At 51.4% G+C, this 15910-nt stretch carries 13 protein-coding genes; 9 read left to right on the top strand and 4 right to left on the bottom strand.

Annotation, left to right across the window (positions count from 1 at the left end; genetic code table 11):
• Positions 1-43: 43 nt before the first annotated feature.
• Entirely contained in the window at positions 44-1279 is a 1236-nt protein-coding gene (ispG, locus tag AXA67_09280; protein ID KXJ40489.1) for a 4-hydroxy-3-methylbut-2-en-1-yl diphosphate synthase, read from the bottom strand.
• Positions 1280-1377: 98 nt separating this feature from the next.
• On the opposite strand from ispG, the gene AXA67_09275 reads away from it, so the two are divergent.
• The 7 genes from AXA67_09275 (at position 1378) to AXA67_09245 (ending at position 6990) form a co-directional block, all read left to right on the top strand.
• Positions 1378-2103, top strand: coding sequence for a metallophosphoesterase (locus AXA67_09275; protein ID KXJ40488.1), 726 nt, complete (start codon positions 1378-1380; stop codon positions 2101-2103).
• 73 nt (positions 2104-2176) lie between these two features.
• A complete protein-coding gene (locus AXA67_09270; protein KXJ40487.1) occupies positions 2177-2938 on the top strand; it encodes a flagellar motor protein PomA in 762 nt (253 codons plus the stop codon).
• A gap of 48 nt (positions 2939-2986) precedes the next feature.
• Positions 2987-3856: a flagellar motor protein MotB gene (locus AXA67_09265; protein KXJ40486.1), complete on the top strand. Its 870-nt coding sequence runs from the start codon at positions 2987-2989 to the stop codon at positions 3854-3856.
• A gap of 6 nt (positions 3857-3862) precedes the next feature.
• Positions 3863-4453, top strand: a complete 591-nt coding sequence (locus tag AXA67_09260) for a hypothetical protein (protein ID KXJ40485.1) — start codon at positions 3863-3865, stop codon at positions 4451-4453.
• Positions 4454-4544: 91 nt separating this feature from the next.
• Positions 4545-5495, top strand: coding sequence for a hypothetical protein (locus AXA67_09255; GenBank protein ID KXJ40484.1), 951 nt, complete (start codon positions 4545-4547; stop codon positions 5493-5495).
• On the top strand, positions 5495-6226 hold the full coding sequence (locus tag AXA67_09250; GenBank protein ID KXJ40483.1) for a hypothetical protein: 732 nt from the start codon (positions 5495-5497) through the stop codon (positions 6224-6226). Before AXA67_09255 ends, AXA67_09250 begins: the two co-directional genes overlap by 1 nt.
• Complete coding sequence (locus AXA67_09245) at positions 6223-6990, top strand: hypothetical protein (GenBank protein ID KXJ40482.1); 768 nt, start codon at positions 6223-6225, stop codon at positions 6988-6990. Before AXA67_09250 ends, AXA67_09245 begins: the two co-directional genes overlap by 4 nt.
• On the opposite strand, the gene AXA67_09240 is transcribed toward AXA67_09245, so the two are convergent.
• The 3 genes from AXA67_09240 to AXA67_09230 form a co-directional block, all read right to left on the bottom strand.
• A complete protein-coding gene (locus AXA67_09240) occupies positions 6981-7991 on the bottom strand; it encodes a cytochrome oxidase assembly protein (GenBank protein ID KXJ40481.1) in 1011 nt (336 codons plus the stop codon). The two genes, AXA67_09245 and AXA67_09240, sit on opposite strands and share 10 nt — an antisense overlap.
• A 261-nt stretch (positions 7992-8252) precedes the next feature.
• Entirely contained in the window at positions 8253-9083 is an 831-nt protein-coding gene (locus tag AXA67_09235; protein KXJ40480.1) for a histidine kinase, read from the bottom strand.
• A 29-nt stretch (positions 9084-9112) separates the two neighbouring features.
• The gene (locus tag AXA67_09230; protein KXJ40479.1) at positions 9113-10087 is read right to left on the bottom strand and encodes a hypothetical protein; all 975 of its coding nucleotides are present in this window, start codon (positions 10085-10087) and stop codon (positions 9113-9115) included.
• Positions 10088-10276: 189 nt separating this feature from the next.
• On the opposite strand from AXA67_09230, the gene AXA67_09225 reads away from it, so the two are divergent.
• Both AXA67_09225 and AXA67_09220 read left to right on the top strand, forming a co-directional pair.
• Positions 10277-14548 carry a hypothetical protein gene (locus AXA67_09225; protein KXJ40478.1) on the top strand — a complete coding sequence of 1424 codons (4272 nt, stop codon included), beginning with the start codon at positions 10277-10279 and terminating at the stop codon, positions 14546-14548.
• A gap of 224 nt (positions 14549-14772) precedes the next feature.
• The gene (locus tag AXA67_09220; protein ID KXJ40477.1) at positions 14773-15609 is read left to right on the top strand and encodes a phosphonate ABC transporter substrate-binding protein; all 837 of its coding nucleotides are present in this window, start codon (positions 14773-14775) and stop codon (positions 15607-15609) included.
• Positions 15610-15910 lie beyond the last annotated feature (301 nt).

Below are 15910 nucleotides of genomic sequence, written 5' to 3'. Positions count from 1 at the left end.
CTTTCCTGGCGGTTTTTTATTTTTATGTCTGATAGAAAAAGATTCAAGCGGATTTGGCCTGTCCATAGTGGCTGGCAACGTAATCTTCAACGATCGCTTGGAATTCTTCCGCAATGCGATCGCCCTTCAGAGTGACCGTTTTTTGACCATCCTCATAAACAGGAGCCACGGGCCTTTCTCCCGTACCCGGCAAGCTGATGCCGATATTGGCGTTTTTGCTTTCCCCGGGGCCGTTGACCACACAACCCATAACCGCCACGTGCATCTCTTCGACGCCGGGATAAACTTCGCGCCACTGCGGCATTTTCTCTCGTAAAAAATCCTGGATTTGCTGGGCCAGGCGCTGGAAATAATCACTGGTGGTGCGGCCGCATCCTGGACAGGAAATAACCATTGGAGTAAAAGAACGGATACCCATAGTTTGGAGGATCTCCTGCGCGACAACGACCTCTTTGGTTCTGGAGGCGCCAGGTTCCGGGGTCAGGGAAATGCGAATAGTGTCGCCAATGCCTTGTTGCAACAGTACCGAGAGTGCCGCCGTTGAAGCAACAATGCCTTTGGTGCCAATGCCGGCTTCGGTGAGCCCAAGATGCAAGGCATAGTTACAGCGCTTGGCTAGCTCTTGGTAAACCGCAATCAGTTCCTGAACCCCGCTCATCTTGCAAGAAATGATGATCCTGTCGGCGGCCAATCCCAGTTCTTGCGCTTTGGCGGCACTTTCCAGGGCCGATGTAATCACTGCCTCCCGCATGACTTCATCGAGGTCCTTGGGATTGGGAAGCCGGGCATTTTCATCGAGCAGTCTTGCCAATACCGCTTGATCGAGACTGCCCCAATTAACGCCGATGCGCACGGGTTTGTCATAGCGGCAAGCCATCTCAATCATTTGCGCAAATTGGGGATCGCGCTTGGAACCCCGCCCGACATTGCCTGGGTTGATCCGGTATTTTGCCAGCGCCTCGGCGCAAGCGGGATATTTAGCCAGCAATTTGTGGCCATTGAAATGGAAATCCCCTACCAATGGCACCTCACATCCTTGTTGCTGCAGTTTCTCGTGGATTTTGGGAATGGCCTTTGCGGCTTCTTCGGTGTTGACCGTCAGACGCACGAGTTCCGATCCGGCGCGGGCCAATGACAGGACTTGTTCCACGGACCCTTGGATATCCTCAGTGGCGGTATTGGTCATCGATTGCACGACAATCGGCGCGCCGCCGCCAATTTGTACATGGCCGACGTTAACGCCTAGGGTGGACTTTCTGGGGATGGGAGGTGTGCTCATGATGAAAATGCTGATTTTTGGTTAGCTGCTAGTATTAATGTCATGGATATTTGGACCTGTTTCAAAGTTTCCCAATTATAAATTGAAATCTCTTCGTTGTGCGGATTCATTACTTTTCTGACATTCATCTGGAATTTGGCGAACTAAAACTGCCACCGGCCGAAGCGGATGTGATTGTGGCTGCCGGCGATATTGGTGTTGGCTTGCAGGGACTCAAGTGGCTGCAACAACAGCCCTTGCCGGTGATCTATGTGGCAGGCAATCATGAATTTTACGGCCACGATCATAGCCGCGTGTTGCTTGAGCTTGAGATGGCTTCGGAAGGCGGTCATGTTCATTTCCTGGAAAATCAAAGCGTTATTCTCGGAGACATTCGGTTTCTGGGGTGTACTTTATGGACCAATTTGGGGGATGGCGAGACAGACGCGGAAGAATTGCTGGACTGCGTGAATGATTTTCACAAGATTCGCTACCAAGGCGGCATATACCGGATAGATCAATACCGGTGGCTAAATTGGCAGTCGCGTCAGTGGTTGGAGCAGATGCTCGCCAAGCCTTTTTCGGGAAAAACGGTGGTGGTCACTCACCACGCGCCGACTTTCTGGAGTTGGGGGCGCTCTCCTTCCGCGCCTAATCGTTATGCCTATTGTAATGATTTGCGCGAACTCATGTATCAGTATGATATTTCCGCCTGGTTTCATGGCCATACCCATTCTGTCTGGGAATATCGTTGTGCCGATACGCTTGTGTTATGTAATCCGCGTGGCTATCACGGTAAAAAATTGGTCAAGGATTTCAAGGCCGATAAAATTTTTGAGCTTTAGCTCCCCGTTCCTTTCCGTTTTCCCTGCGCGTGCTACTTTTTAATTAGAGAAACGCAATTTAGGAGGATCAACCTTGGATATCGCAACCTTAGTCGGATTTTTGGGCGGTATGGGGATTATCATTGCCGCCATTATGATGGGTGGCGATTTTGGCTTGTTCGTCAATGTTCCCTCGATTCTGATTGTGTTCGGGGGAACATTCATGGTGACCTTAATGAAAATCCCGTTGTCTGATTTTTTTCGTTCCTTTGGCGTTGCCCTGAAAGCGTTTTTCAACAAGCTGGAAGATCCTGCCAAATTGATTGAAGAATCTGTGCGTTTGGCCGATGTTGCCCGCAAAAACGGCCTATTGGCGTTGGAAAATGAAACCGTGGAAAACGAATTCCTGCAAAAAGGGGTCAGCCTGTGCGTGGACGGACACGACCCTGCTTTGATTCGGAAAATGCTCAGCCAGGACATCAATATGGCCATCAAGCGTCATGAAGTGGGCCAAACCATGTGGAGTTCCGTGGGTGACATGGCACCGGCCATGGGCATGATTGGCACCTTGGTGGGTCTGGTGCAAATGCTTGCCAATATGTCCGATCCTGCCAGTATCGGCCCCGCCATGGCAGTGGCGCTGCTTACCACGCTATACGGAGCGGTCATTGCCAATGCCTTTGCGATACCTTTGGCGGATAAACTGGCGTTGATTAGCGAATATGAAAGGGACACCAAATCGCTGATTATCGAAACCATCAATGGCATTCAGGAAGGGATGAATCCCAAAGTATTAGAAGCATTGCTCAATACCTATCTGCCAGAGAAGAAGCGAACCAATGGTGAGGGAGATTAGTGCAACACGATTTTGGAGTCCAAAAACCGAAAGTAACGAGGGCAGCTAATGTCAGATGAAGCCGATTGCCCGAAATGCAAGGCCGGCGCCCCCGCTTGGGTGATGACCTTTGCGGATCTAATGTCGCTGTTGATGTGCTTTTTCGTATTGTTGTTATCGTTTGCCACCATGGATGTGGTGCGTTTTCGGCAGATGGCGGCTTCCTTGAAAAATGCTTTTGGCGTGCAAAAAGAGGTTGTGGCTTACGAAGTGGTCAAAGGGACCAGCGTCATTGCCCAGCACTTCAGTCCCGCTACCACGCAGCCCACGCCATTGGAGGAAATCCGCCAGACCACTACCGAAGAGTTACCGAATCTAGAGATTCCAGAGGCCACCAAGGGCAATGGCAAAATGAGCCGGGAGGAAATGGCGGCCCGGCTGGCCCAAGAGCAGCAAAAGAAACTAGAGGCAGAAGCCAGGAAAATACGCGAATCGCTAACCGAGGAAATTCGTGCCGGCAAGATCAGTATTGAAACCGAACAGGGCAAGATTATTATCCGGATTCATGAAAAAGGTTCGTTCCCTTCCGGAAGCGCCGTACTCAATGCTGGTTTTAGTTCTGCCATGAAAAAAATCATCCAAGCGGTAAAAAACAGCCAAGGAAAAGTGCTGGTCGCCGGCCATACCGATAATGTTCCCATTGCTACCGAATGGTATCGGTCCAACTGGGAGTTATCCTCCGCGCGTGCGGTGACTGTCGCCCATGAGCTATTGCGGGGCGGTGTGGATCCAAAACGAATGATGGTGGTGGGTTACGCCGATACCCGTCCTTTGGTGCCAAATGTGAATGCCAAGAACCGGGCCCGGAATCGCCGGGTGGAAATTATTCTAGTGCAAGAATCATTTGAACCAACCCAGCCTGATTTACTTATGGAGTAATATTGAATGACTGAAAGTTCTTCCAATCCCGTGAATGAGCGTCGCCGTTATTTTAGAGTCGAGGATGAAATCGTGTTAGCCTACCGTCCAATGGCTAGCGGTGAAGCCATGGAATCGGACGAAGCCAGGAAACGGCTTGCCGATACATTTTCCTTGACGGCAAATTTGGATTATCTGGCCCAGCAATCCAAATCCCAGCTACACCGGATTCAACGGAGCAGCCCGGATGTGGCGGATTATCTTGAAACCCTGGAGAAGAAGCTGGATCTTATCGCCCGTGCCTTGGTGATGAGCCAATCGGAATTTGTGGATCAACCGACCTGCCATGTCAATTTGAGCGCCACGGGGATTGCTTTTGATACTCAAGAACTTTTGCAGGAAGGCGACAGCCTTGAATTGAAACTGGTCGTCCCGCCTGCCCTGGCGGGTATTGTTGTTTATGGCAGGGTGGTATATTGCCAGCAAAAGGAAGGCGGTGATTACCGGGTCGGGGTGGATTTTACCGAGATTCAAGAAAGTGACCAGGAGTTTTTGATTCGGCATGTGGTTCAGCGGCAAATGGCTGACTTGAGAGAGCAGAAGCAAAATACCAAGTAAGGTCAAATTGCTATAATGCTTCCTCTTTAGATGAAAAGATTGACACATTTTGCCTACCATTTCCGAGACGACAATCCAGTTAATCAGGCAGTTGTCCGATGGCAAATTCCATTCGGGACAGCAATTAGCAGAAAATCTAGGTATCAGCCGAACCGCTGTCTGGAAGCGGATTCAAAAACTTAAATCTTCGGGATTGGAGGTGGCGGCGGTGAGCGGCAGAGGCTATCGCATGGTAAAGCCGCTCGAATTACTGGATAAATCGCTGATAGAATCCCACCTTCAGGCAGCCTGTCCCCAAGCCCAAATTCCCCTTGAAATATTTTCCAGCCTGCCTTCCACCAATGCTTATCTGATGGAAACCGCTCAAGACAAACCCACAGGTTGCGTTTGTTTGGCGGAAATGCAAACAGCTGGAAAGGGGCGGCTGGGGCGCCGTTGGATCTCTCCCTATGGGGTCAATGTCTATCTTTCCATGTTATGGCGATTTACCAGCGCGGAACGCGTCGGCGGACTTAGTTTGGCAGTTGGGGTGGCCGTTGTTCGCGCTTTACTGCAGCAGGGTTTTCCCCAGCTCAATCTAAAGTGGCCCAATGATATTTTATACCAGGCCAGGAAACTGGGCGGCATCCTTGTGGAAGCGAGAGTGGAGAGTCAAGGCCAATGCATGGTGGTGGCGGGAATAGGATTGAATCTGGACATGCCCAGCGGGGCATCTTCTAAAATTGATCAGCCCTGGATTGACGCGAAAGCGCTTCTTCCTGACGCAAAGCCTTCCAGAAACCAAATTATTGCAGCATTGATTTGCCAGTTGATGCGGCTTTTCGGGGAATACGAATCGAAAGGGCTTAGGTTTTGGCTGGAAGACTGGCGGCGGTGGAACTGCGTTCTTGGAAAGGAAGTCATTGTTCAGCAAGGCGGTTATCAGTTTGATGCCATTGCCGAAGATATCGCCGACAATGGTCAATTAAAGCTGAAATTGCCTGACGGCAGGCGGTGCTTACTCGCAGCTGGGGATATTAAGCTGCGCCTAAAGGGTTCGTGATGGATTTGCTGGTGGACTGTGGTAACACCCGGTTTAAATGGGTGCAATGGCAGGATGGACGTCTTAGAGAGGAATCCGCATTACGAGTCTCGGAAGGCTTATCACAGGCTGAATTGGCGCAATGCTGGGTCAACATTTCTAGACCCAGCCGGATCTTGATAGCCAGTGTTGCCAATGAATCAGTCACCCGCCAAATATGTGCGTGGGCTGAGCGAACCTGGCATATTTCACCAGAAATCATTCAAACCCAAGCGCAAGGTTACGGTGTAATGAACGGCTACCGGCAACCGGAAACCCTGGGCGTGGATCGATGGCTCGCCTTGATCGCTGCTCGGCATCACTGCGCCTTGCCGGCGTGTATTGTGGATTGTGGTACAGCCTTGACTTTGGACGTGCTAGAATCCAACGGCCAGCATCGTGGGGGGGTGATTTGTCCCGGGTTAAGCCTGATGGGGCAGGCATTATTGGAGCGAGCCCCCGGTATTCAAACTATAATGAAAGAATACAAATCCGGTGAAATACTGGCGGATAATACCGGAGCGGCTGTACAAGCCGGTGCTTTTCATGCGCTTGTTGGATTCTTGGAAAGAATGCACAGACAATTACCCAAGCTGCATTGGATCATCACGGGGGGCGATGCGGCCAAAATAAATCAAGAGCTGAGCTTTCCTTGCCAATGGGTACCGGATCTCGTTTGGAAAGGAATGGTTATAGTCGGTCGAGAACAATGAATTTAACCAATAAAGTTTTTTTAGTGCTTTTAATACTTAATAGCGTCGTTTTTTTGCGTGAGCTTTTTGTTAGCTCGCCTGAATCGGTCCGCGTGGTGGGGGATGCGGGTAGGCCAGTTGAACGTCTGGTATTGATAGAGGAGCTTTCTGAAGCGCCGGCGCCGGCAACGGCTAGGGAAGAAAAAAAGAAACCAACAAAAAAAAAAGCTTCCGCTAGCCCGAAAACCGTAACCAAACCTCGCAAAGAAGCTCAAAAGCAACTCAAGAACAAGCAGTCTCCTCAAAAGAAACCCAAAGTGATTTTGGGTGGTTGCTATCGTATTGGTCCTTTCCAGGGTTTGGTTACCGCGCATCGGGTGGGGGAGCAACTAAAAAGTGCTGGTCTCAACGCCAAAGTTAAAACCAAGAGCGTGATTGAGACCAGAGGTTATTGGCTAATGTATCCCCCCAAAGATTCTATCGAATCGTCCCGGCTTGCTTTGGCAGAACTGCAGGACAAAGGTTTACGGGATTTATGGTTGTTTGAAACAGGTCCCTGGAAGGGCGCTATTTCGTTGGGCGTTTTCGATACAAGAAAAAGGGCGGAAATTGCTGCCAGGCGGTTGCGGAAAAAAGGGATTGAAGTGAAAGTGATGCCAATGAAGCGCTACCGGATATTACATTGGATTCATGTGGACCGCAGCATTCCCATGCGCCTTGAAAAGGAGCTGAAACAGAAGTTCCCAGGACTCAAGATAATTTCAGAAAGTTGCTCTTATAAATGAGCAGAGATTTCTTCGCTTGAGGATGTTTCCGGTTCTGTGATGCGGCAATAGCGAAAGGCAACTAGCAGGAAAAATTGAGCACCAAAAATCAAATTCGCCAACAGTAAATGAATTGGCTGAATAAAAGGGGGGATCCCCAGGCGTTCTAAACTGATCCCTGCTCCCACAGCTAATACAACCAGTATCCCTAAAACGATACTTAAGCGGAATAATAGGTGATTTTCCGGCAGCGTCCTAAGAAACTGCCAAATCAGCCAGAAGTTAGCGGTTAATACAATAAAAGCAAAGGCCCTGTGGACATAAAATACCCAGGGCAACTCTTGCCGCCACAGATAACGGTTCTGATATTCGTGGGCCTTAGCAATCATGTCCACGGCTTCCCTTACCTGGGCGCCTAGGATGATTTGTATTAATGTCATGCCCAATATTAGCCATAATCCCACATAGACAGTTCGATTCAGCGCATGGGAATTAAGTTTGACGAAGTAATCCCGTTGTGACCTGGCCACGGCATAAATTAACAGGGCGACAATGGTTAAGGCCAGTAACATATGGGCAGTGATCATCAATGGGTGCAAGTTGGTGCTGACAACTACCGCGCCTAGCCATCCCTGAAAAATCACCAGTAACAGCGCAGTCAAACTCAAATAAAATATTCCTTTATCCCCCCCTTTTAAAAATGGAAAAGCGAAAACGGTGGTAAGAATCATCAAAATGCCAATGGTTACGCCTGCCAAACGGTTGAAATATTCCGTCCAGGTTTTGACAGGGTTAAAGTTGGTGTTGGCGTAACCAAGATCGGCGTAGATTTCATGATAATTGGGGGGAAGTTGAGATTCTTGGGTAGGGGGTATCCAGTGGCCGAAGCAAGTGGGCCAGTCAGGGCATCCCATGCCTGCCCCGGAAGCCCGCACAATAGCGCCGATTAAAATCAGCAAATAAACGGCGGTAATGGTGCTGATGCCAATGATACGGAAGCGTCTGAGCGCCTTTTGGTTCATGTCTTTAAGTAAGTAAAGTCAGTAGTTGCTTAACTATACCGGCTGACTTCCGTAGGAACAACTCCTGTTCCAATAAAAGAGCAAGACCGGTGAAGCCGGCCTTGCTCTTTGCTACGAGAGGGTGTCTCACAAGGCGACAGCCTCTGTGATGCAGGGACGCATCGCCATTTTCGATGGACAAAAGCCATTGAAAATGGAGGAGTCGGAAAAGCCTATGGATGGGCTTTTACGGCACCCTCTACGAGGGGGAATGCTGAGTGGTTAATTAAACAGGGCTTTGGTTTCCTCGATACCTTCCATTTCAATGGATTCAATTTCAGGTTCCAGCCCCAGTCGTCCAAAAGCCGTTACCTGAGCGGGATCCACGGGCGGTTCTTGTCCATTGCTGGTGAGATTTTCAAAATAGGCGACTTGGACCAAATCGACGTAATCGGCTTCGCTGTTGTCCGTTTGACGTTGCCACTGGCAATATTCGGTAGCCACTTTATACAGGGCTTCTGGGAAGCGCCAGTGTTTCATGATAACGCCGCCGATTTGCGGGTGCAGCGACTCTAGCAGGGGCCCTAACGTAGCTTTATCGTTCGCCAGTTCCGGCATTTGCTCCGCCAGTGTCAAGATGGGCAGCTTGCCGATCTGGTGGATCAGCCCCGCCAGCATGGCTTGTTCGGAATCCAGATTTGGTGCCAGGGCCGACAGAGCCCGGCTGATGGCGGACACATTGACACTCGTTTGCCAGATTTCCTGAAGATATTGGCTCAACAAAGGTGAAGTGGGTTGGAAAACCTGTTTCATCGCCAGGCTCAACATCAAAGTGCGAACGGTGTCATAGCCCATGCGCATGACGGCCATTTGGATATTGGTGATTTCCGCCCTGGCCCGGTACATGGGACTGTTCGCGACTTGTAAAAGCTTTGCCGACAAAGCGGTATCCTTGGCAATGATATCGGCCAGTTTGGAGGCGGTGACATTTCCTTTATCTAGGGCTTCTTTGACTTCAAGCGCCACTTCGGGCAGGGAGGGCAGGGTGATGCGGTCGTTTTCAATTTCATCAAGAAGAAAGGCAAGAAATTCCTGATCGCTGTTGAATTGCATGGTGAACTTTCCTGGCTGTGACATTACATTTAGGAAGTATAGGCTAGTTCCAGCCACTGCAAAGGTGGGCCTTCAGGTTTGTGTAAGAAGGTGGGAATTTTTTGAACCCGGTCACACAACACGACAGCCAAGCATTCCCATATATTTTTCGTCACCGGCGCAGCATTCACTATATGACCAACCGTGTCTTCCCCCTGTGCCAAAATCTCTCCAGGGTTGACTGTCTCCGTGGTGTCTATTTGGGCCCGGTAAAGCCTGCGTTTGACTGTGCCTCGATAGTGCGTCCGCGCAATCACTTCCTGGCCGGTATAACACCCCTTTTCAAAACTGATCCCGCCAAGCAGATCCAGATTCAACATTTGCGGGAGAAATGCTTCCGAGGTTTCAGCCGTGATGGTCGGCAGGCCGCAGCGAATATCCTGCAATTGCCAGAAGCTGCTCGGCTGCTGACTAAACTGGCCCTGATCCACTAAATTCGACCAACAAGCTTTAGCGGCCTCATAAGAGCCTATTGCCAGAAAACGGTATTCGGAAAAAGGCAATTGTATGAATGACAATTCATCGCTATGACAAATTTGGTTGGCGCGAGCAGGCAAATTCAGAAAGGACGGCAGGGCGGTAGTTAAAAAGCCAAACAAACATAAGTCAGGATTGGCTTGTAATCGAACCTCCGCCCGCAGCACATACATTTGCAGTCTTTTTAAAATGACTGGCAACAAATCTTGTGGCAGGAGAAGCCGGAATCCTTCCTCCCAGTGCCATATCCTGAAGGTACTGATAACCCTGCCCTGCACATTACAAAAAGCACCCAGGCAGCTATCCTCGACTCCCAAGCCCTGTACATCGCAGGTCGCCTGCCCCTGCAAAAAGGTTGCCGCATCTTTACCTTGCACTTCAATGATGCCCGAAGTGGGTAGAGGGGATAGAACGCTTAAAGGCTCGTCCAAATCCAGGGTAGCGACTGTAATACGCTGTTCAAGAAAATCATGCCACTTAACATTCATGCCAATTAACCTGCTGTCTGTTATGTCCTACCTGAAAACAAATAATTCTTTCCTTGAATGTTGCCCGGTTTGGTCTACGCTTGTTTTCTTGAGGGTTGTCATTCAATTGTAACAATATTCAGAACAAGCAGGACGCATGGCGCGGAGACGTCGTGGGTTGTGTGCTTGCTGTTTGCAGAAGGGGGGAGAATGCCATTATTTCCACGTGCCTTTTGGGTAGGGCATCGTTGTGCCACGGTTTTATTTTTAGGATTGCTTTCTGTTCCGGCGTGGGCAATCCCATCGCCGGATTTACTCATCAATTTTTCCGCCAGCGCCGCGCAATTGCTGGGGGTGCTGTCGGTGATGGTGGGAGGGGTTGCCTATTCAGCCGGCAATAAACCAGGTTACCGCACCGAGCGGCGCCAATCTTGGCGATGGGTATTCAGGGGCGCATGGATAGGATTACTGGTATCGGTAAGCTTGAATATTTTCCAGTACACTCGCCAAGTGGATGAGGAAAACCGAAGGCTGCGGCTTAATTTGATCCGCGGTTCGGTGGAAGAAGGCAAGCAGGTGGGTGATGTCTCTCTCAAGACATTGTCGTTCAGTCAACAATTACAGCATCCCCTGGGTGTTTCCACCCAGCAGTTGGCCCGCTGGCTCAATACTGGCCGGCCCCTGAATTTAATCGACATCCGTGAGCCGGAGGAAGTGGAGAAGGGCCGTATCGCTGGGAGCTGGCATATCCGATATCCCGACTTGCGCCGGCATCCCGAGAAGCTTCTCAAGCCCGGCGCCCGAACCGTCCTGATGTGTTTTTCCGGCAACCGCAGTTCCGAGTTATGCGAGGAATTCAACCGGCAGGGTTATGCATGCAATTTCGTGGTGGGCGGTTATGAAAAATGGATTGCCGAAAACCGTCCCCTAGCAATGGCCAATGGCCGTTCTCCCAAGGAGTTGAGGGACTTGCCTGATTTCCCAAACAAAACGGTTTTATTAAAGACCGATGAAGTTATCCACCAGATTACTGACAATAATGCCTTGTTTGTGGATGTCCGCTATCCGGGGGATTTTGAGCGGGGGCATCTGCCTGGCGCGGTAAATTTACCTATCCGCATGTTGCCGTCCGGGGAATTGGAAGCCAAGCTCAAGGCATTGCCCAAAAACCGCCCCATTATCGCTCCTTGCTACGATAAACGTAGTTGTTTCTATGCCCAGATACTTGGGATACGGCTTAGCCGCCTGGGTTATGAATTTCTCGGGCGCTACAGCTTGCCCCACGAATTTTTTCTTCCCAAGGCCGCCAAGGCTCATGTGGCTCAATGGATAAAGGCCAGGCAAGGCCGGTCCTTGCTGGATTGGGTCGCCGGGCCATTGGAGGCGGGACTGTTAAAGCTGCGGGCATCCCTGGGCAGTCTTGTGGCCGGCATTGCTGTGGTGGTCTTGATTCTTCGGCTGGCGTTTATGCCCTGGACCTTGAAAGCCGAGCGGGACCAGTTGATGCAGCGCCGTTTGAAGGAAGATGTTAGCGCCATCAAGCAGCGGTTTAAGGATGACGAGCCCCAAGCCAATCGCTCCATCCTCAAGCTCTACCGCCGCCATGGTTTGACACCCGGGCGCAATATGGCGGTTTCCTTGGCCCAGATTATTATATTTCTGGTGTTGTTTCAGGTAGTCCAGCGGGTGGCCGAACAGCGCCCGGAGGCTTTCCTTTGGATACAGGATCTTGGACAGCCTGATCCTACCCGGATTTTGCCGGCGGCAGTGGGTGTGGCATTATTTGGTTATTTAATGGCGACGGCGTCCAAGCGCAACGGACGCTGGACAATTTTATACGGGGTATTTGCCGCCGCCATCGGAGCATTGGCCTGGCATTTAAATGCGGCCGTCAATGGGTATTTGCTTTTCACCATTGTTCTGATTTCTCTTCATGGTTTCATGGCGCGCTGGCGCTTCCGGCGCGAACGCGAACCGGAAAAGACCCCTCCGAGTGCTTTTCCCGAGCCCGCTGGCCAGGATCCAGGTATTGTGCCTTTATCCAAGGCGCATTTCTATAGGGGAAGCGGCAACAAGGCGATCCGGCTGGGGCAGATGATGTCGGCGGGACTTCCGGTTCCTGATGGGTTCGTCTTGACTGATACGTTGTTAGGAACTTTGGAGAAAGGCAAGCCCTGGCCGCAAACAATGTTATCCAAGATGCGCCATTTGTACCGGCGCCTGTGGTGTGAGCAGGTCGCTGTGCGCAGTTCCGGCGTGAATGAAGACGGCGCCCAGCAAAGTTACGCCGGGGTTTTCGAATCCAAGTTGGGCGTGAAATGGGATGATTTGCAATCAGCCATCGGGGAAATCCGTGGTTCTTTTACTTCCGGGCGGGCGGGAGCTTATGCCGGCAATCAGGAAGAACCGGGGGGAATTGTCGTGCAAAAAATGGTGCCCGCCGAATATGCCGGGGTATTGTTTACCGAGCATCCCACCACCACAGGCTGTATGTTGGTGGAAATGATTACCGGGGTGGGAGAGGCTTTGGTCAGCGGTGCCGCCACCCCCAAGGGTTTTCGGTTTGGACGGCTGAGCGGACAACTGTGGGAAGATCAATCGCCCCCGATAGATCTGAAACCGTTATTGGCGTTGGGACGACGGGTGGAAGCGCTTTATGGCCGCCCCCAAGATATTGAATGGGCGTACGCGCAAGGGAAATTTTATCTGCTGCAGGCTCGGGATATTACCGTTTCGATAGCTGACCGTGATTCCGTGGAAGCCGAGCGCCGCCGGATTCTGGACATGATTTCCGTTGCCGGGGGCGGGGATCCGGTATTGATTCAGAACGAATTGTCCGAATTGCTGCCCCGGCCCACGCCATTGAGCTTGTCCTTGATGGAACGCTTGTGGGCGCCGGGTGGCAGCACGGATATGGCGTGCCGGATTCTCGGCATTCCCTATGACGTGGATGAAGACTCGCCGCCGATGCTCGTCACTTGTTTCGGTGCCTTGTACATCAATCAGGAGGAAAGCCGGCGGCGCTCGGGAAAAGGCCCGGGGGCGGCAACCGCGTTTCGTCTGAGCCGGGGCGCGCAGTGGATTGAGCGGGATTTCCGTGAACATTTTCTGCCTCGTTTCCGTCACCAAATGCGTCTGCACGAAGCCTTGGATCTTGGCGTTTTCAGCCGCGATGAGCTTTTGACCTTGCTGCGGGAATGGACCGAGGCATTTGTCACGGAAACCTATGTCCAGGCTGAAGTGATTAATGTGGCCGCGGATTTCTACTGGAAAACCGCCAGCCGGCAATTAACCAGGGAAGGTCTGGCGCCGGCCTGTTATTTGGTGGCGGATGCCACCACGGTCGTCCAACAGGCGATGGAAATGTTGCCGGAAATCCGGGAGGGAAAACGGAACCTGGAGGATTTTCTCGGGTTGTTCGGCCACCGCGCGCCCAATGACTATGAGTTATCCCAGCCCCGTTACCGGGAAGATGCCAGCATGGTGGAGGCGCTTCTTGGACGGGCCGGTCGACACTCATCGGCGTCCTCGCCCCCCTTGCCAGCGGGCAAGGTGTTGCGAATGACCGTGGACAGGGCGCGGCGATTCCAGGTGCTCAAGGAAGAGGCCAAGCACGATTGCTTGCGTCAATTGGCCAATTTGCGCCTACTGCTGGTGGAGATCGGCCAGCGTTTTGGCCTTGGGGATGAAATATTTTATCTATCCCTGTCCGAGGTGTTGAAACTCAAGCACCGGCAAATCGCAGAAAATGCCTTGGGCCTGGCTGCGGAACGAATCATTCAGGCCCAGCAATGGCATTCCATGTCGTTGCCGGCAAAGCTATCGGTTAGAAAGATAGAGACGCTGGGATTGGATATTCAATTAACCAAAGAGAGTACCAGTGAACTGAGCGGTATCCGCGTGGCCGGCGAAGGCGACATTGTCGGTCCGGTCCAGGTGATCCGTAATCCCGGAGATATTGATACCTTCCGCGAGGGTCATATTCTGGTCGCGCGGTTTACTGATCCCACCTGGACGCCCTTGTTCGCACGCGCCAAGGGCCTGATTACCGAGGTCGGTGGATGGCTTAGCCATGCGGCAATCGTCGCCCGTGAATACAATCTGACGGCGATTGTCGGAGCGGAGGGTTCCACCCGGCTCTTGAATGACGGGGAGGTAGTGCATCTTTCTGGCGATGGCAGGATCAAAAAAATTTCCGACCGGCGCCGGGAGAGGCGGGTACCCACTGGGCTTCCCTTGCGGGTGATTCAAGGCGGGAAGGTGCTGCAAGCCAAATTGAGCGATTTAAGCCGCAGCGGCGCGCGGATTCAAGGGGTTGCCGGTCTCCATCCGGGTGAAACCCTGGACATGGGATTGGATATTCTCGGTAAAACCGTTTCGGCCGAGGTCGTGAGGAAAACCGATCAAGGAGAGCTGGGACTGCGTTTTCTTCAGCCGCTGCCGGAATTGCCCTTGGAAGCATTGTCACGGCAGGCGGCCTAGCCCAGGTTTGATGGCGGTCACCCCGCCGGGGTATGTCTGCCGGCGTTTTTCTATTCTCCCGGTCAGGAGACAGGGGTGCCATGGTTTTGGCTGCGCTATGCTCCGCCCGGGAGGAATCTTTGCAAAATTTCCCACCCAACATGCTGTCACTTGCCGCAATTTAGTCTAAATTTTATGGCTAAGGGTCTTGCCAATAATCAAACAGATCGAGCGAGAGGAAAACGATGGGAAGGTTTTGCAAAAAAATTTTGGCGGTATTATTTGGCTTGGCCTGGCTGGGGCCGGTCTGCGCGCAAATGGATTTGAAGTTTGGGGTATATACCACCGACAAACCTACCGCGGTAGTCAAAAAATTAAGACCCGTACTCAATCAAATTCAAAGTCGCTTGCAATCAATGTTGGGAGAGCCGGTACGAATCCGCATGCAGATTGCCAGAAGTTATGCCAAAGGTATTGAGGACTTAATAGCAGGGAAGGTGGATTTTGCCCGTTTGGGGCCCGCTTCCTATGTAGGTGTGAAAAGACGGTATCCTGACATTCGGTTGCTTGCCTTGGAAAGTAACAATGGCAGAAAACGCTTTAGCGGAGTAATTGTGGTTCATCGCAACTCAACTATCAATTCAGTGAAGGAACTCAAAGGCAAAACGTTTGCCTTTGGTGATTCGAGATCCACCATTGGCCGTTACTTATCCCAACAGTATTTATACCAAGCGGGATTGCGCGCCTCGGATCTTAAAAAGTATGAATATTTGGGGCGTCATGACCGGGTAGGATGGGCGGTTGCCGATGGAACCTTTGATGCAGGGGCATTAAAGGAAGGCACTTTCAAGAAATTGGTTCAGCAAGGTGCGCCGCTTAGAGTATTGGCGGCATTCGAAAATGTCACCAAACCGTGGGTAGCAAGATTCGGATTATCGCAACAGCTATTTACAGCACTTCAAAAAAGTCTATTGAGCTTAGGCAAAGAGCGCTTTTTACCTCCTGAGGAAGGGGATTTTGCATTTATTTCCCAGGCAATGGACAGCAATCATCAATTTTTTTCTCCGGCTTTATCGCCATAGTATTTCATGGTCATGGGTTTCGCAGTTCATCAATCCAAAAGAAACAAGGGTCTGTCATTGGCCTTTTCGCTCTTCATTCCCTTGGTTTTGGCTGTGTCTGTGGTGGGTTATATCACGGGTGAGTTGACCGGAGAGATGGAGCGCAGGGAATTATACAGGGCGCTTGAAAACCGCAGCGAAAAGGCCTTTGCCGTGCTTTCCGCCTCGCTGTTAGAGCCGCTGTTAACTGAGGATGTGGCGGTGATGCGTACGGTGGTGCAACAAATCGCTAATTCAGAATCTGACCTGTACTCTGTGGTGA

This window comes from Methylothermaceae bacteria B42, assembly GCA_001566965.1.
In the GTDB taxonomy this organism is placed as follows: domain Bacteria; phylum Pseudomonadota; class Gammaproteobacteria; order Methylococcales; family Methylothermaceae; genus Methylohalobius.
The sequence above is the reverse complement of the archived record's forward strand: the minus strand, read 5'-3'. Positions and strand labels throughout refer to the sequence as shown.